19 protein-coding genes are annotated in these 21,437 nt (G+C 42.7%); 14 read left to right on the top strand and 5 right to left on the bottom strand.

The window, feature by feature from the left end:
• The 4 genes from AB6735_RS17340 (at window position 1) to AB6735_RS17325 (ending at window position 3,919) form a co-directional block, all read left to right on the top strand.
• Entirely contained in the window at window positions 1-741 is a 741-nt protein-coding gene (locus AB6735_RS17340; RefSeq protein ID WP_370997066.1) for an ABC transporter ATP-binding protein, read from the top strand.
• Window positions 680-1,858, top strand: a complete 1,179-nt coding sequence (locus AB6735_RS17335) for an ABC transporter permease (protein ID WP_370997065.1) — start codon at window positions 680-682, stop codon at window positions 1,856-1,858. Before AB6735_RS17340 ends, AB6735_RS17335 begins: the two co-directional genes overlap by 62 nt.
• The gene (locus AB6735_RS17330; protein ID WP_370997064.1) at window positions 1,855-2,973 is read left to right on the top strand and encodes an ABC transporter permease; all 1,119 of its coding nucleotides are present in this window, start codon (window positions 1,855-1,857) and stop codon (window positions 2,971-2,973) included. Before AB6735_RS17335 ends, AB6735_RS17330 begins: the two co-directional genes overlap by 4 nt.
• 265 nt (window positions 2,974-3,238) lie before the next feature.
• On the top strand, window positions 3,239-3,919 hold the full coding sequence (locus AB6735_RS17325) for an HAD hydrolase-like protein (RefSeq protein ID WP_370997063.1): 681 nt from the start codon (window positions 3,239-3,241) through the stop codon (window positions 3,917-3,919).
• 234 nt (window positions 3,920-4,153) lie between these two features.
• On the opposite strand, the gene AB6735_RS17320 is transcribed toward AB6735_RS17325, so the two are convergent.
• Window positions 4,154-4,288 (bottom strand): hypothetical protein, encoded by a 135-nt coding sequence (locus AB6735_RS17320; protein ID WP_370997062.1) that lies wholly within the window; start codon window positions 4,286-4,288, stop codon window positions 4,154-4,156.
• 467 nt (window positions 4,289-4,755) lie between these two features.
• Here AB6735_RS17320 and AB6735_RS17315 point away from each other — a divergent pair, with 467 nt between their 5' ends.
• From AB6735_RS17315 to AB6735_RS17295, 5 genes are all read left to right on the top strand, one after another.
• Window positions 4,756-5,442 carry a DUF421 domain-containing protein gene (locus AB6735_RS17315; RefSeq protein WP_370997061.1) on the top strand — a complete coding sequence of 229 codons (687 nt, stop codon included), beginning with the start codon at window positions 4,756-4,758 and terminating at the stop codon, window positions 5,440-5,442.
• 153 nt (window positions 5,443-5,595) lie between these two features.
• The gene (locus AB6735_RS17310; RefSeq protein ID WP_370997060.1) at window positions 5,596-6,165 is read left to right on the top strand and encodes a YetF domain-containing protein; all 570 of its coding nucleotides are present in this window, start codon (window positions 5,596-5,598) and stop codon (window positions 6,163-6,165) included.
• Window positions 6,162-6,614: a BON domain-containing protein gene (locus AB6735_RS17305; RefSeq protein WP_370997059.1), complete on the top strand. Its 453-nt coding sequence runs from the start codon at window positions 6,162-6,164 to the stop codon at window positions 6,612-6,614. Before AB6735_RS17310 ends, AB6735_RS17305 begins: the two co-directional genes overlap by 4 nt.
• A gap of 12 nt (window positions 6,615-6,626) precedes the next feature.
• Window positions 6,627-7,373 (top strand): SDR family oxidoreductase, encoded by a 747-nt coding sequence (locus AB6735_RS17300; RefSeq protein WP_370997058.1) that lies wholly within the window; start codon window positions 6,627-6,629, stop codon window positions 7,371-7,373.
• Window positions 7,374-7,401: 28 nt separating this feature from the next.
• Window positions 7,402-8,469, top strand: coding sequence for a zinc-binding dehydrogenase (locus tag AB6735_RS17295; protein ID WP_370997057.1), 1,068 nt, complete (start codon window positions 7,402-7,404; stop codon window positions 8,467-8,469).
• Between the two features lie 564 nt (window positions 8,470-9,033).
• Here the strand turns inward: AB6735_RS17295 and AB6735_RS17290 are convergent.
• From AB6735_RS17290 to AB6735_RS17280, 3 genes are all read right to left on the bottom strand, one after another.
• A complete protein-coding gene (locus AB6735_RS17290) occupies window positions 9,034-11,658 on the bottom strand; it encodes a carboxypeptidase-like regulatory domain-containing protein (protein ID WP_370997056.1) in 2,625 nt (874 codons plus the stop codon).
• 9 nt (window positions 11,659-11,667) lie between these two features.
• Complete coding sequence (locus AB6735_RS17285; protein WP_370997055.1) at window positions 11,668-12,468, bottom strand: GLPGLI family protein; 801 nt, start codon at window positions 12,466-12,468, stop codon at window positions 11,668-11,670.
• 351 nt (window positions 12,469-12,819) lie between these two features.
• Entirely contained in the window at window positions 12,820-13,014 is a 195-nt protein-coding gene (locus AB6735_RS17280; RefSeq protein WP_370997054.1) for a hypothetical protein, read from the bottom strand.
• Between the two features lie 724 nt (window positions 13,015-13,738).
• On the opposite strand from AB6735_RS17280, the gene AB6735_RS17275 reads away from it, so the two are divergent.
• The 5 genes from AB6735_RS17275 to AB6735_RS17255 all read left to right on the top strand — a co-directional run bounded on the left by AB6735_RS17275 (window position 13,739) and on the right by AB6735_RS17255 (window position 19,143).
• The gene (locus AB6735_RS17275; RefSeq protein ID WP_370997053.1) at window positions 13,739-14,218 is read left to right on the top strand and encodes an RNA polymerase sigma factor; all 480 of its coding nucleotides are present in this window, start codon (window positions 13,739-13,741) and stop codon (window positions 14,216-14,218) included.
• Complete coding sequence (locus tag AB6735_RS17270) at window positions 14,215-14,658, top strand: hypothetical protein (protein WP_090463370.1); 444 nt, start codon at window positions 14,215-14,217, stop codon at window positions 14,656-14,658. Before AB6735_RS17275 ends, AB6735_RS17270 begins: the two co-directional genes overlap by 4 nt.
• Before the next feature lie 59 nt (window positions 14,659-14,717).
• Window positions 14,718-15,152: a hypothetical protein gene (locus AB6735_RS17265; RefSeq protein WP_090463372.1), complete on the top strand. Its 435-nt coding sequence runs from the start codon at window positions 14,718-14,720 to the stop codon at window positions 15,150-15,152.
• 92 nt (window positions 15,153-15,244) lie between these two features.
• Complete coding sequence (locus tag AB6735_RS17260) at window positions 15,245-17,749, top strand: M1 family aminopeptidase (RefSeq protein ID WP_370997052.1); 2,505 nt, start codon at window positions 15,245-15,247, stop codon at window positions 17,747-17,749.
• A gap of 26 nt (window positions 17,750-17,775) precedes the next feature.
• A complete protein-coding gene (locus tag AB6735_RS17255; RefSeq protein WP_370997051.1) occupies window positions 17,776-19,143 on the top strand; it encodes a S41 family peptidase in 1,368 nt (455 codons plus the stop codon).
• Between the two features lie 296 nt (window positions 19,144-19,439).
• Here the strand turns inward: AB6735_RS17255 and AB6735_RS17250 are convergent, their stop codons facing one another.
• Window positions 19,440-20,927, bottom strand: a complete 1,488-nt coding sequence (locus tag AB6735_RS17250) for a serine hydrolase domain-containing protein (protein ID WP_090463382.1) — start codon at window positions 20,925-20,927, stop codon at window positions 19,440-19,442.
• Window positions 20,928-21,437: the final 510 nt, after the last annotated feature.

Here is a 21,437-nt window from a genome sequence, read left to right as displayed (position 1 = left end):
ATGAGCGAAGCCGTAATAAAGACTGAAAAATTAACTAAACGTTTTGGCGATTTTATCGCCGCCAATGAGATCACCTTTGAGGTAGACAAGGGCGAAATATTTGGTTTCCTGGGGGCTAACGGCGCAGGAAAAACCACGGCTATGCGTATGCTGTGCGGGCTTTCTACGCCATCATCGGGCAAGGCTACCATAGCCGGTTTTGATGTATATAAGCAAACCGAACAGATTAAGAAAAGCATTGGCTATATGAGCCAGAAGTTTTCGTTGTATGAGGATTTGACGGTATTGGAAAACATTAAATTTTTTGGCGGCATTTATGGCTTAACCAACCAGCAGATCAAAACCAAAAGCGAGGAATTAATAAATCATTTGGGATTGCAACAGGAGGCAAAAAAACTGGTGGTTTCCCTTCCATTGGGATGGAAACAAAAACTCTCCTTTTCGGCAGCCATACTGCATGAGCCTAAGATTGTTTTTTTGGACGAACCGACCGGTGGTGTTGACCCGGTAACGCGCAGGCAGTTTTGGGATCTGATCTACGATGCTGCTGATAGGGGGGTAACCATCTTTGTTACTACCCATTATATGGATGAGGCAGAATATTGCAACCGCATATCCATTATGGTTGATGGCGTTATTAAAGCGCTCGACACCCCCAGAAACCTAAAGGATACCTTCCATGCCAATAATATGGACGAAGTATTTTATGAACTGGCCCGCGGCGCCAAACGCGGTGAATAAACTGATAGATATGAAACAGATACTGATATTTATACGAAAAGAGTTTGCGCATGTGCTGCGTGACCGGAAAACCTTGCTAATCCTGTTTGGCATGCCGATAGTACAGATACTGATATTTGGTTTTGCCCTTACCAGCGAGGTGAAAGACGCCAGGATAGTGATCATGGATCAGGCTAAGGACGCGGCTTCAAAACAGATCATCTCTAAGATAGCGGCAAGTAACTATTTTGAGATAGACAAAACTGTAAGGAACAGCCAGGAAATGAAGGAAGCCCTTAAACAGGGAGAAATCAGGCTGGCTGTGATCTTCCCGGCTAATTTTTATGATGATCTGGTGCATCAGAATGAGGCCCGCATACAAATAATTGCCGACGCAATCGACCCGAATAACGCCACTACTTTAACCAGTTATATCAATTCCATTGTACAGGATTATCAGATGGATTTTAACAAGACCAACAATATTCCTTATCGGATAACACCCGAGCTTAGGTTTTTATACAATCCGGAGCTTAAAGGCGCACCTAATTATGTGCCGGGCGTAATGGCATTGGTATTAATGCTGGTATGCGTTATGATGACTGCTGTTTCCATTGTAAAGGAGAAAGAAACCGGTACGATGGAAATATTATTAGTTTCGCCATTCAGCCCGTTTAAAGTAATTATAGCTAAAGCGGTGCCATACCTGCTCTTATCTCTCATCAATGTAGTTTCCATATTGCTCCTCAGCGTTTTTGTGCTCGATCTGCCCATAAACGGAAGTGTCCTGTTGCTCTTTGCCGAAAGTATCTTGTTTATTATCACCTGCCTTACCATTGGTATTTTCATTTCGGTAAAAACAAATACCATGCAGGTGGCCATGCTCATCTCCTTAATGGGTATGATGCTGCCTACTATTCTGTTCAGCGGTTTTATGTTCCCCATAGAAAACATGCCCGTGCCGCTGCAAATAATTTCCAATATTATACCTGCCAAATGGTACTATATTATGGTGAAGGATATCATGATCAAAGGCCTCGGCTTTGGGGCTATATGGAAGGAAACGCTCATTCTGGCAGCAATAACCATGGTGATGCTTATCATCAGCTTAAAAAGTTTTAAAATCCGTTTATCATGAGGACGATCAAATTTTTACTGCAAAAAGAATTCAGGCAGATCTTTCGTAATAAAGCCATACTGGCAATGGCTATAGTAGTGCCAGTGGTGCAACTCCTGGTATTACCCCTGGCGGCAAATTATGAGGTAAAAAGTGTCAGCGTCGCGGTTATCGATAATGATCATTCGTCCTATTCACAAAAGCTGATCAACAAAGTAACATCCTCCGGGTATTTTAAACTAACCGGTTATGATTTTTCCTTTAAACAGGCTTACCAGCTGATCGAATCTGACCGGGCTGATCTTATACTGGAAATACCTCAAGGCTTTGAACGTAACCTGGTGCGTGAAAACGGACAGAAACTATTTGTGGCTGTAAATGCTATAAACGGCACAAAAGCCAACCTTGGAAGTGTGTATTTACTAAATGTGATACAGGATTTTAACAGCGATGTCAGATTACAATTCATTCAGCCTGGCGCGCTTAATTGGCAGCCAACTATTGATGTCGCGTCATCAAACTGGTACAATCCTTTGCTCAATTACCATGTTTTTATGGTACCTGGCATACTGGCTATATTGGTAACCATGATAGGGGGCTTTTTAACAGCTCTAAATATTGTTAAGGAAAAAGAAGTAGGTACCATTGAGCAGATCAATGTAACCCCGATAAAGAAATATCATTTTATTTTAGGCAAGCTTATCCCGTTCTGGATTCTGGGTAATGTAGTGTTTACACTGGGACTTATTGTTGCCTGGCTGGTATATGGCATAACGCCGGTAGGTAATCTTTTCCTGATGTATGGATTTATCGCGGTTTATTTACTGGCTGTTTTGGGCTTTGGATTATTGATCTCTACCTTTTGCGATTCGCAGCAACAGGCTATGTTCGTGATGTTCTTTTTTGTGATGATCTTTGTGCTGATGGGAGGCCTATTCACCTCGATTGACAGTATGCCCAACTGGGCCAAAGTGGTTGCCAGGTTTAATCCTGTTAGCTATCTCATTGAAGTAATGCGGATGATCATGCTGAAGGGGAGCGGTTTTAAAAATATAGCGCCACAACTTGGCTACATCACTTTGTTTGCGCTGGTGTTTAATAGTTTGGCCATTTATAACTATAAAAAAACCAGTTAGCAGGCAAATAGAGCATTCGCTTAGATTTTTACCGTGAAATGGTTAAGCATTGCGTAGAATTAGCACTTTTTAGGAAAATCATAAAATTTAATCAATTGTTAACACAAGCATAATGGGTAAAAATGTAGAGAAATATTAAACATTATTTAGTTTTACTAAACAATGTTTGTATGATTAAAATGCTTTTCCAAAATAATTTCCATTATCCAAAAAGTACGCCCATACATGTTGGCATCACCATTAAATTCAAGAAATAAAAAAATAAATGAAGTATAACATCAAAATGGTCGTTTTTGATATGGCCGGAACAACAGTTAACGAAAATAATCTGGTATATAAAACTCTTCAGAAAGCCATTAATGAGGCTGGTTTTAATTTTAATTTTGATCAGGTACTCACAGAGGGAGCAGGGAAAGAGAAAAAACAGGCTATCAGGTCGGTTTTGTCTGTTTATGCAGGTATTAATGATGAAATGATTATAGAAAAAATCTATCAAAGTTTCATGAAGCAGCTTACAGAAGCCTACAACATGGCTGATATCCTGCCTCAAAATAACGCTTTATTACTTTTTACAGCATTAAAACAGCGTAATATATACGCTGTGTTGAATACTGGATATGATAGGTCAACAGCGCACTCGATCATTGAAAAACTGGGATGGGAAGAGGGTATAGATTTTGATAGCCTGGTAACGGCCTCAGATGTTGATGAAAACAGGCCAAACCCCGATATGATATACTTCGCGATGAAAAAATTTGGAATAGTAAACGGCAAAGAAGTGGTTAAGGTTGGCGATTCAACCGTAGATATCCAGGAAGGACAAAACGCCGGATGCGGCTTGAGTATAGGTATAACTACCGGGGCCCATACGAAAGAACAGTTACTTTCAGCTAACCCCGATTATGTCATCAATGACCTGATTGATTTGTTATCGATCATAGATTAAATAACAGTTACCGTTCATTGTTGCCTCTCTTTTAATTGATCCATAGCGTTGGCTAATACACCCGCGGATCCTTTAAAAGAAGCAGAACCATTAGGTTTACTATCAATGCTATACCATTTATAAGAGCCTTTGTCTCTAATGGTTCTGTTAATCATATGTCAGAATTTTTCGTATGCCCCCTTTAATAAAGTCATACCTGATAAGCTGTTGTATCATCCGGACACCAAAGCAGATCTAATCACCACCATTTGGTAAACACAGCTTTGATATGAATACTGCGGCAAAGCCAAACAGCCAGGTCGAGGCGATCATAATAATACCTACCAGGTAATCTAATATGGCGTGTGTTCTTCTGTTAATAAATTTCATAGGTTTTGTTTTTAGTTATTTGTTTCCAAAGTTCTTTTACTGGATCAACAGAAAGGTTTTGGTGCTTGTTACGCGGAGAAGCGTAAGCATACACTATTCCGCTTTCCTCTTGCTCACTAATGGCGTAATTGAACGACTCGATATGATCAAGACATAAATAAGACGGGTTGTCAATACTGACGAGCCGGCCATAGCTTTCAGTTTCCTGTCCCGAACATCAAAATCATAAATGCCAATCGCGCCGGTGTAACCGCCGATCAGGTATTGGAATCACTTGCCTGCATGAAAGGAAAATACCTACCGGCCTCATTTGTTTAAGCGGAACCGCAAATCAGGTACTTTGCTCCATTCACCGGTATTTTTCGCGTGAAGCGCGTATTTTGATCCATCTGCCGAAGCAGAGTACCTGTTTTTCAAAAAACAGCGAACCGGAAGGTCAGACGGCCCGTTAACAATCAACAATTACTATGAAAAAGTTCGAAATCCATTTGGCCGACTGGCAGCGCATCCTTTTTGGACAGGCGCCACCTATGTTTCTGCTGGAGGTATTCATCCGCAGCGTAATTATTTATATTTTTTTATTACTGGTGTTGCGCTGGCTGGGTAAGCGCATGAGTGGTCAGCTAACCATCCTGGAGATGGCGGTAATGCTGACGCTGGGTGCCATTGTTTCGGTAGCGATGCAAACGCCCGACCGGGGTATCACGCTAAGCATGTTTGTCTTGCTCTGTACGCTATTGTTCCAGCGCGGGCTTAGCCGCTGGGGGTTAAAGAATGCCCGCATCGAGGAACTAAGCCAGGGTAAGATCAGTACGTTATTAAAGAACGGTGTATTTAACTTAGATGAGATGCGCTCGTGCCGGATATCGCGTCAGCAACTGCTGGCCGAGCTGCGTGGTAAAGGCATCCTGAACCTGGGAGATGTAAGCCGGGTGTACCTGGAGGCCTGCGGTGTATTTACAACAATTAAGGCCCATGTACCTGTAGCAGGCCTGCCAACGACCCCGCCTGATGACAAACAGGTGCTAAACCTATTGCATCATTCGAACGATTTGGCTTGTGTAAACTGCGGTTATGCGGTTGCACCACAAAATGTTCAAAAAACCTGTCCGCGCTGCGGAGCAAACACTTGGACAGCAGCCGTAACCAGTTAACTATTTTCTATGCAACCACAAGATATCCATCTCGGCGACTGGCAACGCATCCTTCTTGGCGAGGTGCCTGTCTCCTTTTTTATCGAATTATTCATCAGAGCCTTTGCGGTTTACCTGATCTTAATGGTTTCCATGCGTTTAATGGGCAAACGCATGTCTTCGCAGTTGACGCGTAATGAGCTGGCTGCCCTGGTATCCCTGGCTGCGGCCGTCGGTATTCCCATGATGGCGCCCGACCGCGGCCTTTTGCCAGCCGTGATCATAGCTTTTGTACTCATCGCTGTCGAACGTTTGATCGCCAGGCTAAGCTTTCAAAATGAACGCTTTGGCGATGTTGTGTTAGGCAAGGTGAGCACGCTGGTGAGCGACGGCGTGATCAATATGAAGGAGTTAGGCATATCCAGACTTTCACATGAGCGGGTACTTGCTCAGCTCCGTTCGCAGGGCGTACTGCAACTGGGCAGCGTTAGCCGATACTATATGGAAGCAAGCGGAAACTTCGCGCTCATCAGCAATCCTGCACCCGTGCCGGGGTTATGTGTGCTGCCACCCTGGGATGATGCTATGCGAAGTTTCTTTAAAGAGCATACCGAAAAGCAGCTTTGCATGCAATGCGGCCTGCCACAAAAGCCCGCAGAAAAGCCTTACGCATGTTGCCCTAACTGCGGCAACGAAAAATGGGTCTCTGCTGTGGAGGAAATCACCAAAACCCAATTGACATGAAAAAAATACTGATCGGTTTAACACTACTTAGCCTGGCCGGTTGCCAGGCATCCGACCAGGAGATCCGGGCGGATATTGCCAGCAAAGCACAGCAGGATCTGAATTTTGCAGGACTGCAATACACGGTTAACCATGGTGCTGTTGTTTTTACCGGCGAGTGCCCTTCGCAGAAGGCGTTTGACAAGATCAAACAAACCATCAGTAATATCCATGTGATCAAAAGCGTCAGTTACCAGGTAACAATAACGCCGATTGCCCTGGATGCACTAACGCCGCTGAAACTCGAAACAGACAGCATCCTGGCCAAGTACCCGCAAACATTGGCCATCGTTGACTCAGCGAGTATGGTTCTGAAAGGGTCAGTAGCGCCTGAGTTAAAAGGCCAATTGCTTAAAGATGTGCAATCAAAATATCACGGAACGATCAAAGACAGTCTTTCGGTGCATTAAACAATTAAAAATATGGAAGAATTAACAAAAAAGATTAGCGGCCGACGTATCCTGGTGACCGGCGGCACAACAGGTATTGGTCGGGAAATCGCATTGCAGCTTGCCGTTTTAGGCGGCAGGGTGTTGATCGCAGGCCAGGAGCAACAACATCTGGAAGATACGCTTGCCACCTGGAACCAAATGAACGGCAAAGGTCAACTCCATGGGATCGCCAGTGATCTTTCGACTAACGAAGGCATCAGGCAGTTATTTGCGGAAGCCGACCGGATTTTTGAAGGCAAACTTGATATTATGGTTAACAATGCCGCCCTGGCCTACGGTTCCGTGATGGAAGGCGGTTATCCTGACTGGCAGCGGGTGGTGAATACTAATTTATTGGGATATATAGCCTGTTCACGGATGGCGCTCGACCGCATGAAAAATAAAAGCGGACATATCGTGCTGATCGGCTCGATGAGCGCCGATGTGCGGGAGCCTCAAAGTTCCGTTTATGTAGCCACTAAGGCCGGCATACAAGGCTTTGCGGAAAGCCTGCGAAAAGAAGTGAATGAAAGTGGTGTACGCATTACCCTGATTGAACCGGGAGCAGTAGACACCGATATGCAGCCTCAGACTACGGATGAAAAACAGCAGGCCGTGGATAAACAGGAAATGATGACGGCAGAAGATATCGCTGCGGCTGTTTGTTACGCACTGGCGCAGGATGAACGCTGTGATGTGGTGGAGATCCGTTTACGGCCGAGATTGCAACTGATTTAAATATAAATATAACTAATTAAAACTATCAATGGAAAAAGAACAAGGAATGAAGGCCGCTTTAAAAACGGAAGAAGGAACCTTTGAAATGGAGAATGTTGGCCGGCCTAAGCTCGAAAAAGCGGATTGGGTGCTTGCACGGATCCGTGTTGCCGGTATCTGCGGCACCGACCTGCGCCACTGGAAAAAAGCCGAGCATGAACTCACCTGTAAAATCATGGGTCATGAACTGGCAGGTGAAGTAGTGGAAGTTGGGCCCGATGTGAAAAATATAAAGCCAGGCGACCGGGTGGTGATCGAAACTTTACTGGGCGATGATACCTGTGAATGGTGTAATATTCAGCATTATAACTTATGCCCGAACCTTTACCCGGTAAGGATGCGCACTTTATCCCAGGCATTTGCGGAATATGTAGCCGGACCATGCCGTAAATTTTATAAACTGCCAGATCATGTCAGTTTTGAAGAAGCCGCACTGCTTGATACGTTTTCGGTCGGTTTGCACGCCATTCAGTTGAGCGGTATCAAACTGAATGATAAAGTGGTGGTGATCGGTGCCGGCTGCATCGGACTTGGGCAGCTACAATTGGCTAAGCTAAGCGGTGCCGATGTGCTGATCATTGACAAGGTAGACTCCGCACTGCAACTGGCAGTGGAACTCGGCGCCGATCAGGTGGTCAACCCGGAAAAAGAAGATATACAGGAAAAGGTAAAAGCCTTTACATCCGGCCGCGGTGCCGACATCGTTTTTGAATGTGCCGGTGGCACCGCCATGCCGGTGACGCTGCCGCAGGCCGTCTCCTGCGTGCGCATCGGCGGTAAAGTAGTGGTAGTTGGCGGCTTTGAAAAGGAACAGCAGATCGCATTGGACTGGAGCCATATTCAGATGGCCGAGATCAAGCTGATCATGAGTGCAAGCTATTCGTATTGGGATATTTATCCGGAAATGCAGATTAGCCTTGACCTGCTGGCCAAAGGTAAAATGAACGCAAAAAAAATGATCACGCACCGTTTTTCATTGGACGACATCAATCAGGCTTTTGACACGGCTGAAAAGAAAGAATCCACGCACGCCGTATTTGTGGCACTTAATATTTAAGATGGCTAAACGAATAACTGCTGAACCGGCATTAGATGCCCGGTGTATACTTATTTTGGGTGGAAATGAGGTGATACACAAATCTATTGTGCCTTTTTTGTGCCCTTTTTAGGTTTGCTAAATGGTGTCGGTTTTTGTGATTTTTGTTTTTTGCAGGCAGTAACAAACGGAGCAATAAATGATGAATCGGAAATCACATTAATTTTGATTTTCGGTGGTCTTGGTTTGGCGCCCGAGCGTTTTCCCTTCTTTGTTAGCCCTGGCCAGGCCGAATTAAGTCTGCTTCAATAACATATTCAACGTACGTTTTCCCGCCGGGGAATTAATGAACATGTCCAATATTCAAAATTCTAATTTATGAACAGTCAATTTAGGCGCATTTTAATACTGTTCGGAATCGGTCGTTTTTGGGCGCCTTAGTTTGAACTTTAGGCGTCGCCAGCAAAACGGCAAAATAGCTCTAATCCTATCTCCAATACTTTTGCCCGTTGTAACCTTAAACCCAATATCAAGTAAGAAATATCCACCGGCAATTAACTTTTATTACCATGAAGGTACAACGGCTTAAAAGTTAAACCGGATACCGGCGAGGGCATTAAATGGCCTAATCGTATAGATACTGGAGGTATTACTTGCCGTCTCGATTAAATTATAAGCAATCGTCTTTTTGTTAAAAATATTTTTCAAACTTAGTTCCAGAGCTATGTTTTTTGCCGGGATATATTGAATCCTGTAATCGGCAAAAAAGGCGGAAAGATGTTGGGTTTGCGTCAGCTGGTTATATACCTGGTCAACTCCCGCCTTCATATTAAGCTGTTTGCTAACAATCCAGCCTACCAGTAGTTTTTGATAGATGCTGCCCAGGGAGCCTGTTGAGGGGCTATTGGCCACAAGCAACTTGCTGGTATTGAAACTACCATTATACTCCACATTAACTACCTTGTTGAAGTTTATGACAAACTTTGGGTTAAATTGTAAAGACCTGTTTTCACTACTTAATACAGTGGCGGCCTGCAATAATTGATTGGTGGCGTTTTGGTAGGTAACAGCGAGCGAAGCCACGGCATCAATATCATCTATGCCCTTACTGATCCTACCGGATACACTCCAAAGTGATTTATCATTATTTAAAGGGAACAATCTTTCTATGGTCAGATAGTTATCAAAAGATCTTTGTATAAGCTGATTTTTCAACGTTGGCGCATACGATGCAGAAAGTGCCATAAAAAGGGAGCTTACCGGTGAACGGTAACTGAGCGAAAGGGCATAGTTCTGGCGTCGCTCAATATTAACCCGGTTGCTGCCTGAAACAATATTGCGGTAAGTTTGATAAATGTATCCCTCGCTTAAGTAATCAATGCCCAGCAGTTTTGTGATCAGTTCAGCACGAGCATTTACGGACAATTTTGATGTGATCTTGTAGTTTAACTCCATACTTGGGTTCAGGTAAAAGCGGTTATCATTTTCCCTTGATTGATCAAGACTATTGTTAAGCTGTGTATTGTAGAAGTTCGCCGGTAAGGTTATTTTAAAATTCAGGACATCATTGAGGTATTGAGCTGATACACTTCCGTAATAGTCAATAGAGCGCCAGTAGGCCTGATTCGTCGAAGAATCCTGAAAAGGTAATTCGTTGCCATTGGGTTCAATCTTTGAATTAAGCCTTTGGATGGATGCTTTGATACCGGTGCGATACTCTATAACCCATTTGTGTAAGCTTGAACTTACGGCGATATTGGTATTGCTGAAAAAATCACGGTGATCTGCGCGCTGCTCAACCGGGTTTGCGGTGCCGGCTGTAGTGAAGTTCAAATCTTCCGGTTGAAAAGTAAGATGATTAAAAGAGCTGATTGTGAGTCGGTTTTGTCCAAAGGATTTAATAAAATTAAAATTATTATCAACGAAGTGATAAGGTACGCGGCTTTGTTGATCGTTCGGGCTACTTCCTATAGTGGCAACATCTGTGTTATTCCAAAACACCTGCCCGCTGAGCTTATTATTTAAATAAAACCGATCCGTATTCTTGCTGATGTTAACATCGAGATTACCCTGATTCTGTTTTGAAATCCCTGAGTTATTTTCAATAATACGGTCTTGGAGCGCACCAGGACTATAATAGGTGATAACGGAATTCTTAAAGGCGGTCAGTCGGTCATTGACATAATTGAAGTTCGTCTTTATCTGGTAATCATTTTTAAAAAGTCTGAGATTATTTGTTGAAAGGGCAAATGTCTGGTTGAGCATAGAACGCTCATCGGCTATTGGCGCATTTTCGGCAGCAACCTTGATGAATTTGGTTTGCTCACTTTGGTTATCCTGCCCGTTAATATAATCTTCCAATGTATGTTGCTTGAATTGCGTTTTAATATTTTCCCCAATATTATTGGCCTGAAAGAGATTTAAGCTTTGAATCTTAGGAGAGAATTTCAAGGCTAAAGCATCTGCTCGCCACAATGCGGGTGTCAGGCCTCCTGCGACTTCCAAATGACCCAACCAACGCGCCTTTGAGTTCTTTTTAAGTTTCAGGTTCAGGGCAGCACGATCCGTTGGCGTGCTTTTCTTTAATGCCTTTATCGGCTGATGGCCTTCGAGGATCTCAACGCTCTGCACATCTTTTGGTGCCACATTATTGACGGCAAGCCCATACCGGTTATCGAGTAAATCCAGCCCTTCAATATAAAATTTATTTATGGCTTTCCCATTATATAAAACAGTGCCATCATCCTGAATATCTATGCCCGGTAGCTTTTTTAAAACATCACCGATAGTCCTGTCCTGAACATTGGAATAGGATGCCACATCATAACTGATCGTATCATGCCTTTGAACTATTTTGGGTGGCTTAACAAAAACCTCCTTTAGTTCAGTAACCTGGGGTGCAAGCAGAATGCTTATTTCCCGGACATTGCGGTTGTACAGTCGTATAATTTGTGTTTTAAAAGCCAATAGGGAAGCCTTTAAAAGGTATCGGTCCGAAACGGACGACACCTCTATATTAAATTCTCCTTTGCTGTCACTGATAGCGTAGTTTATGATGGTTGTGCTATCCGGTTGCAGTACTGTTATGACAACGCTTTCCAATGGTGCTTTTTTGTCTGCATCCAATATTTTACCCTTTATGATGATCTGGGAAAAGGCAGTCGTACAGCAAATGACTATAAAAGAAAGGCTAAGAAAATATATACGCATGAACAGAAATCAGTATAGCTCTATTGGGTTGTATGGTCGGGGTTTTGACTGATTTCCATTGGCCGGAGTAATTTTTACTGTTGACGTGGCTATCAAATAAGCAACAGGGTCTTTATAATATTTCGCTGTCACCTTCATAAAGCCTTCTTTTGTCGTATTGATATAAGATTTTTGAGGCAGGCTAATAACAGACTCACCCTTAACCTGATGCAGACCCAATAACTCAAATCTGAAATCACCGGTACTGTCTTCAACATTGAGAATCAAGCCAGGAAGGCCATTAAACTTCCATGGACCGGTTGCAATCGGAACTTCAGTCGTAAACCAGGCGGTATATTGTCTGCCACCAAATGTGCAGGTGGCTTTTTGTGCAGCATATCCGTTTACCTTAGCTTTTTGCGGTTGTATCTGCCATTTCTGATTTAATGTTTCTTCATATTTGAAGTTATCATTACCCACCTTTTCCGTTACCGTCATTTTCCCTGAGGGGTAATTTTTAAAGATATGGTATTCAACCCCCTTTTTTCCGTAAGAAGCCCGTTTTGCCAGCATCTCTACGGCCCCCATTCCCTTACTTAAATCAGCTTGTATAGCGGAATCGACACGAAAGGTATTATAGCTATAAAACTCGGAAACTTTATCGCCGACTTTTAAGATCATAAAATCTTCTTTTCTTACACTACGTTTAGTGGTGTCATTTACCCAGGAGAATTTGTATTCGCATTCCAGTTTTTCTTTGTCAAGTATCTGCGCCTTTACATTGCTAATGAATAAAGCAACGATAAGAATGCTTAATAGGTGTTTAATCATTTTAAATAGGATATTGGAGTCGGATATAATCCGCTTAATTTTTTAATTATTTAGATACCCATCTATGTTATCGGGCAGTATGATACCGAAAAGTTCCGAAACAGTTGCAGTTGCGGATCAATGTCATAAACAGCATTTAATTTATCTTGTTTTGTATCGTATTATAATTCGCGTAGACTATTGTAGTCGCATCCATGAGCAGAATAATTCCAAACAGTATTTTAATAAAATCAAATACTATGACTAATATTTCAATACTAACCCCGAAGGTTTAGGTGGAAAATATTTGGCTTCCGGTTTCATGTCCAAAAATTAGAGGGACTATAGATCCCTCTAATTGTAGCAATAGAATTAGCCGCAATCCGCCGCATCTAATTCCAGTGCTGTATTTATAATATCGGCAGTACTTGCGCCTGACGGGTCGATATAATAAACGGTTCCACAAGAAGTGGTAATTTCTATGTTGTCAAATTTGGCTGCCGCTTTTGCATGAGCCATTGTCGTTGCACCCACTAAAAGGAATGCACCCAATAGAATCTTTTTCATAAATCTGATAAAAATTTAAAAAATTATGTGTTTAGCATCACGTTAATAATTATCCTTCCGTTGCTAAATCGGAAAGCAGTAATGCTGGATAGCTACTCCTGGGATTACTAACCCACTACAATGATCATTTGTAATACTTTTATGTAGTCGATAAGGCCGCAACCTTAAATATTTTCATAAATATGAATGAGACATAAATCTATTTAATAATTATTAAATATTCAAAATATCTTCCGTAATTATTTTCTTTTGACAATTATAGTCAATGAGCTACTGAGGGTTAGCAGAGAAGGCTGATCATAAAACAATTTGCAATTAAAATAAAAGTCTATTACTGAAAGCAATATATTATTATTTCTTAACCCCTAATGTGATGGAAATCTCCAAAAGATAACGGAGGCTTGTAAAAAGGCTTGTAATTGTTATTAATAATTGGAAAGTTGTTCCATATTGTCAATTTCTGTCAAATTCCAAAGGAGATAAGAAATAGTCATAATAAATGGGAAAGAAAGACGTGTCGAGATTGAATTAAACACTTATATTTATTTATATGACCTACAGAAACTTCATTTTTAAATCGGAATTACCTCTTAAAGAACTTTGGCTTTTATTATTTCTGGACGTTACGGAGCCATTGATCACTACGTTCCGGAATAGCAGAACCGTTAGTTCTGCAACACTTTGACCATATCAATTCATTGATTAATAATTGCCATTTTTTAAAGTGATAACACAAATTGGTGCTCCAAATAGCACGGAATCGCCTGGTCGCACCTTCCGGAATATCCAGCCCGGCTTCCGGTTTAAGTCCAAACTATCCACCTGGATCGGGCAGATCGCTTACCATACCTGTTTGCATTATCTGGAGAAAAAAAAGCTGCTGCTATTGGACCAAATCGGTAACCGTGAAGAATCAGATAATCTGACTTTGGAAGGGCTCAGCAGCCGCAATTTAAGCATTTTCGAAAATGAAATCGAAACAAGGCTGAACAAAAAGGAATTAAACAATATTCTGGAGAAAGAGATCGATAAGCTCCCGCCGGTTTATCGCACGTTACTTAGCCTATACCGGGAAGAACTGAGCAACGAGGAAATGGTGCAGATCACGGGCTTACCCGAAGGCACAATAAAAAGCTACCTGTTCCGTGCGCGGAAAACATTAAAAGAAAATATATTGGCCAATTACAAAAAGGAGGACTTATGAATAAGGTTCATTTGAGCGAGGAAGAAATTCAGCAATACGCGCTGGGGAAGGGAAATTTAAATACGATAGAACATATCGGCTCCTGCGTATCCTGTGAAGCAAAAGCGGCCAATTACCGGCTGATCTTCTCAGAAATGGACGAGTTGCCCCAGCCGGCTTTTGACTTTGATGTGGCAAGCCTTGTACTGGCGCAGCTGCCCCAGCCTGAAACCACCGTTGCCGGGGATGAGCGCTGGTTTTATCTGCTCATTTTTGCCGCACTGGCTTCGATCGGCATCCCGGTTTATGTCTACCGGCTGTACTTTTTTAAAATGTTCAAGGGTATTTTGCCGGAGGCTATGTACCTGGTTGTTCTGATCATCCTGTTTATACTCGTTTTCCAGGGCATCGAAATATTCCGAAAGTACCAGAAACAGCTAAATATCTTAAATTATAAATAAACTGCAACTTTAAAAGTAGCTGCCGCTCTAATACCCTATAAACAGCATTAGAAAACAACATGAAAAAACTCATCATCACCATAGGCACTCTGGCAGGAACATGGACCACCGCCGCCGCCCAAAATTCAAACGCTGCTGAAGATACCTTCAAATATGATGCGCTTCACCTGTCCAGCACCATTCTGACCATTGTAGTATTTGGCGTAATGATACTCACCTTTATCAGATGGCTGCTGGACTTTCGGCTTAAAAGCAAGCTGATCGAAAAAGGCGCGCCGGACCATGTAGTATCGCAGCTTTTACAACCTATTACCAGCGACAATAAAAATGTAACCATTAAGTGGTTTGCCCTGTTAATGGGCTTAGGTACGGGTCTCTCCTTTGTAGATTATTACCAGCCCTTAGGCATCCATTCCCTGGCGATCATGTCCTTCAGCCTTGCAGCCAGTTTCCTGGGCTATTATTTTTATATCAACCGCAGGGAAAAACCATAAGTAGTTCGTAAAATATTGAAACAATCTTTTTGAAAAATACTGCCCCGAAAACGGGCCTGGAAAAATACTGCCTTAATTAACCTTAAATGTATATGAAACCAATTAAACGATATACCATCAAACCCATTTGCATACTGCTTTCTGTATGCTACCTGATCCTCCTTACCGGGTTGTTTTCCCGGGTTTCGGCCCAGGACCTCAAATCTGCCTTCCCGGTAAAAGGTTACAGGGAAACCGCTGCCAAAGTCAATGACCTGGTGCATACCAAACTCAACGTGCGTTTTGACTATAAAAAGCGCTATTTATACGGCAGGGAATGGCTTACCCTGCATCCTCATTTTTATCCGACCGACACCCTTCGTCTGGATGCCAAAGGGATGGATATTCATACGCTGGCGATCCTGAAAAATGGTAAAAATATACCCTTGCATTTTTCTTATGACAGTCTGAGCTTAAATATCAAACTGGATAAGGTTTACGATCCATTCGAAAATTACACGCTGTATATCGCTTATACGGCGAAGCCCGAAGAATTGAAGGGAAGGCGAAATAACGAACACGGCTTGTATTTTGTTAACCCGGACGGTACCGAAAAGGATAAGCCAACGCAAGTCTGGACACTGGGCGAACCGGAAAACAATTCTTGCTGGTTCCCAACGATCGACAAGCCGAATCAAAAAACCACCCAAGAGATCAGCATGACCGTTCCCGGCAAATATGTGACCTTATCCAACGGCCGCCTGGCATCGCAGAAGAATAACGCTGACGGTACCCGTACCGATACCTGGAAGATGGAGCTGCCCCATTCACCCTACCTTTTCATGATGGCAGTAGGTGATTTTAAGATCATTAAGGATAGCTGGCACGGAAAGGAAGTTAGCTACTACCTGGAGCCGAAATACGCCCCCTACGCGAAAGATAATTTCGGAGTTATACCAGAAGCCATTGATTTTTTCGCCAAAACTTTAGGGGTGGACTTTCCCTGGAACAAATATGCAGAGGTGTCCGTCCGTGATTATGTAGGCGGGGCGATGGAAAACACCACTGCAGCTATATTCGGTAACGTTTCTACCAGAAGAGAACTGGCCGATAGTTATTACGATTCGGGCATGGAACATGAGCTGTTCCACCAGTGGTTTGGCGACTATGTGACCTGTGAAAGCTGGAGCAATATTACCCTCAATGAATCCTTTGCTGATTTTGGGGAACTGATCTGGCTGGAGCACAAATACGGCAAGGATGCAGCGGATGCACATCTCCAAAACGGGTTGCAGAACTACGTGGACCGGCAGGATGCCCGTACCAAAAATCTGGTCACTTTTTATTATACAAATCCCAAAGACCCATTTGGCATTACGTATTCTAAAGGCGGGCGCATTTTAAATATGCTGCGCAACTACCTGGGCGATGCGGCATTTTATAAGGGCCTGCACCTTTACCTGACCACCTACGCCTTTAAAAACGCCGAAGTACCACAATTGAGAATGGCGCTGGAAGAAGCCAGCGGCCTCGACCTGAACTGGTTCTTTAACCAATGGTATTATGGCGCGGGCCATCCGGTACTGGATATCCGCTACCAATGGGACGAGGCGGCAAAAACGCAAAAGGTTTTCGTGCAGCAAACCCAGGATGGGACCGCTTTTACTTTACCCATCGCAGTGGATGTGTATGTTAATGGCGTAAAAGAACGACATAAGATCTGGCTCCGCAGTCATTCAGATACCTTAGTGTTTAAAACGTCCTCAAAACCCGACCTGGTTAATGTTGATGCGGATAAAATGCTGGTTGCAGAGAAGACCGATCATAAGACCCTGGCAGAGTTGGTCTACCAATATTTCCATGCGCCGCTTTACCTGGACCGCTATGAAGCCATGAACCTTGCAGAAAAGAACGCAGATGGCCCGGAGGCGCAGCGCGTGCTGATAGCTGCTTTAAAAGACCCTTTCTCAGGCTTGCGCCGCAAAGCGATCTGGGCACTTAATCAAAACAAGGAAGATATCCGTAATATGAACGCCACGCTGCGGGATGCCGCTTTGCCTTTGCTGGTAAATATTACCCGGACAGACCCGAACAATTTAGTGCAGGCAGATGCGATCAATACGCTCTCAGTATTGAAGGACCCGGCCTACCTGAACCTGTTCATGCAAAGGCTCAACAGTCCATCATATTCGGTATCCGGGGCCGCTCTTAACGGGATCATCCGCATAGATCCGGCATTGGGCTTGAGTTTAGCCAAACAATTTGAAAACGACAACGAGGGGCAACTGAGCCAGGCGATCATCAGCGTGTATGCGGATCAGGGCGGGGATGCTCAATGGCCCTTTGTTTACCAGCGTTATCATGAAGCCGAAATACAGAACCAGATCCACGTGTCTAAAGCATTTTCGGGGATGATAGGCCACCTAACCAGGCCGGAAGCCGTTTTACAAGGTATTGAGGAACTCAAACAAGTGGCTATCCGGTACAAGGGCGATGGCGTGGCCCCTTTCATGATCAAGATGCTGGACAGCATCAAAGACCAGCGTACCCGGCTCAACGATGCTGCCGGTGCTAAAGCATCCGCGGATGCCATTCAGCAAATCAATGATGCCAAATAATGATATTTACATTAAATACGAATGCGATGAAACTCCTGTCAAAACCAATAATACTAATACTTTTTCTATTATTTATCCTTTTTAGAACTGCTTTTGCGCAATCTGTAAATGATATTTCAAAACAGATTGCGCCCGAATTGCTGCAACAGGATTTCACCGCGTTGCGCGACACACTGCAAAAAATACATGCCGGGCTATACCGCTATAAAAGCAAAGCGGAAATGGACAGGCTGTTTGACCGCTATTTCAAAGAGCTGGACCATCCGATGAACGAAGTGGCTTATTTCGCGATCATCAGCCAGCTGATCAGCGGGATAGAGGACGGACATACCGAATGCTTTCTGCCAAAGGACTTTATCAACCAGTTCATAACTCAGGTCAAGCTGTTCCCGATCCAGCCCAGGTTCATTGGCAACAACGCCTATGTGCCCTGCAATACCAGGGAGTTACCGGCAGGGACAGAGATCATATCTATTGATCATCGAAGCATTGGCACAATCAGGAAGCGGCTATTTGAACACTTATCATCCGATGGCCGTATCCAGACAGAAAAATATGTCAAGGTCAATGACGGCCATGATCCCTTTGCCTATTTGTATAACGTGGTTTATGGAATTAAGGAAAATTTTGAAATAAAATATAAAACAGTCGGAGGTGCCACGGCGGTAAAAACCATTGCAGCGGGTTATTTTAAAAACATGGAATGCCCTCCTCCTGGGAGGGTTATACCCAATCGTTACCTGGAGTTGGCTTATCAGCCAGGTAATGTTGCTGTGATGACCATCCGGACCTTTGCTAATGAATACCTGGTTCAGACCAAAGAAAACCTCGCTGACTTTTTAGCCGCATCATTTAAGGAGCTGGAGAATAAAAAGATTGGCAGCCTGATCATTGACCTGCGGGAAAATGGCGGCGGTGACGACAGCAACGGGGCTTTGCTTTACAGTTACCTGACGGATCACCCGTTTGCCTATTATGCCTCCCTGAGTTCAACTACGAAAGCCATAAAGGACCATCCCGACCTGGTGGAATTACAACAACCGCATAAGGGTAATTATAAGGGAAAGGTCGTTTTCCTTACCAGTGGTAAAAGCTTTTCCGGCGCAGCTGAATTTTCATCCATTGCCAGATCAAATAATCGGGGTGTTTTTGTCGGTGAGGAAACCGGGGGCGGCTATTACGGAAATACCTCGGGAAATAAAATAACATTCTTCCTGCCGAACACCCAAATCAAGGTAAATATCCCCGTATTTAAATATGTCATGGCAGTAAAAAAAACCAAACATAAAGACAGGGGAACTATTCCTGATTATTTGATCGTACAGTCTATGAATGATATTATTCAACACCAGGATGTCCAAATGAATTTCGCGATAGAAATAGCACAGCAATAAGAATTTACCTTAAACAAAAAGACTTATATCCCATTTCGGCTATTTACATAAAAGAAAAAGCAATTCTCAACTTATAAAGCTCAATTAGGAGTGCCATTTTAATCGTCTATACGAAAATCATCTCTGCAACCTAACCCATTTAATTAAAGAAAAAGTTGGCTTTTTTCATGCTTACGATATAGGCTATAGGTGGTCAATAGGGAAATGGAGCCCCTTTTATGCAACTTGTAGTTTGTTCAATAACACCAGTTGCTCCACCAAATGGTTCGAATTATGTCCAGTCTGGGGATGAAAATCTAATTTGAAGTAAGTTTCCTTATTTGTTCTGCAGCATTTTTATTATTTGGATTTAGCTGGATTGATTTTTTATAATTGGTGAGTGCCTCGGGTTTATTACCGGCTATCTCCAATACTTCTGCATAGCTATCATAGGCATTAGCACTGCCCGGATAGAGGATCGTATTCAATTTAAAGATATTAAGTGCTTCGGAAGTTTTCTTTTGATTCAACAACTGGTATCCCCAGGTGTTAAGTGAATTTTCTTCCAACCGGAAAGAAGTATCTCGTTTTTTTAAATAAGAAGCAACAGAAACAGCCTTATCAAAACCTTTTGTTAATAATTGGGCTCTTAATTTTTTAAGGTTCGGAGCTAAGCCAAAACCATTTGCCTCATGCATATCGGGGATATAGTACCCGGCGATTTCGTCGATGAACTGATCAGGGTTACCACCCATTAGATTGGTCAATACAACAATGGAAAGATCATCTTTTAGGTAAACAAACAGTGCAGACCTGCCGCCGCCTACCGGGCCTACAGCAGGATGCTCATCCCTGGTAACTGTTGGCCATCCCAAAGCATAACCATTGGTTAGTCCGTTAAATCCGCCTATTTTTCCATTATTCAGGATCGCCGGTTTCCACAGGGTTTCAATACTTGCTTTGTCCTTCAATAGCTTACCCTCTTTTAATGCAATAATCCAAGTAGCCATATCCCCAGCTGTAGACAATATACCAGCTGCGGTTCTAAAAAACAAAGGAAATTGGATATATGCTGTACCAGGCGTTTTGTTCATCGTAAATTGACCATCAACCATTTTGGTCATCCTATAAGCACCTGCAGTATTTGGAATGACGTCATAAGAGTCTCCGAACCGGGTTAAAGGCATGCCAGCCACTTTGAATTGTCTTTCTTCAATGAATTGAGTGAAATGCATGCCGCTTAATTTATTGATGATTTGGCCAAGCAATACATAACCTGTTTGGTTATAACTGAATTTTTCACCTCTATTAAATTCCATTGGCAAGGCTTTTACCTGTTTCAATGCAAGTTTTTCTATTCCATGTCCAAGTACCATTTCATCTTCGTCAAGTATATCGGGCAATCCGGAAGTATGCGTCAACACCTGTTGTAAAGTAATTTTTTGCCATGCAACAGGCAAGCTATCCAGGTACATGGATATAGGGTCTGTGATTTTGAGTTTTCCTTCCTCGGCCAATTGCATAATAGCCACACCTGTGAAGGCTTTTGTGATAGAGTTTATAGAAAAGATACTTTTATCGGTAGCAGCAATATTATATTCAAGATTAGCTGTACCATATGTTGTTGTTTTAATGATCTTGTTATTGTGTATTATAGCAAGTTGCAATGCAGGGATATGTTTCTGATGCATCTTTTGTTTAATAAACACATCAATGCTGTCGGATGTAAGGTTTTGTGCTTGCGAAGAAATTGGTGTGAGAAAAGCTGCAACTAAAAGGATTTTGATAGTATTTGTAAAGTTCATAAATATAAAGTATGCTTGTAAGATATCCGATTTTGCCCTATGTTACACCACGAAATAAGATTTTATTTTGGAATAGTGAATGGGTTTTTATGAACAAAAATCACGAAAATAATCTATGTTCAGCTAGATCTCGATGTTTTCACCGAATTATAAGAAAACAAAAAGCCGCTCAACTTTCGCAAAGAATCTTCGTAGGTCACACCGGAATTGACTACTGTCCTAAGCAATCTGTAATCCGTTCAAAATCATCAGTTGTTCAATCAAATGGTTCGAGTTATGTCCAGTCTGGGGAGCGAAATGGCTTTTACGATATCGTAAAAGCCATTTTTAATTTTATCCCATTTTTAAACCTGCGTTTAAGTGAAATAGGGGCACATTTTGGTTCAAGCCCATTCTCCTTACGGGCAGTGGGCAAATATATTAACGATTTTTTTATTTTAATTTACTGTTTTACAGGTAATTATTTGATTTTTTATAGTAGTTGATTTTCTGGAAGAAATTTAATGAGGA

It is taken from the genome of Mucilaginibacter sp. RCC_168 (genome assembly GCF_041355315.1).
Taxonomy (GTDB): Bacteria; Bacteroidota; Bacteroidia; order Sphingobacteriales; family Sphingobacteriaceae; genus Mucilaginibacter.
The sequence above is the reverse complement of the archived record's forward strand: the minus strand, read 5'-3'. Positions and strand labels throughout refer to the sequence as shown.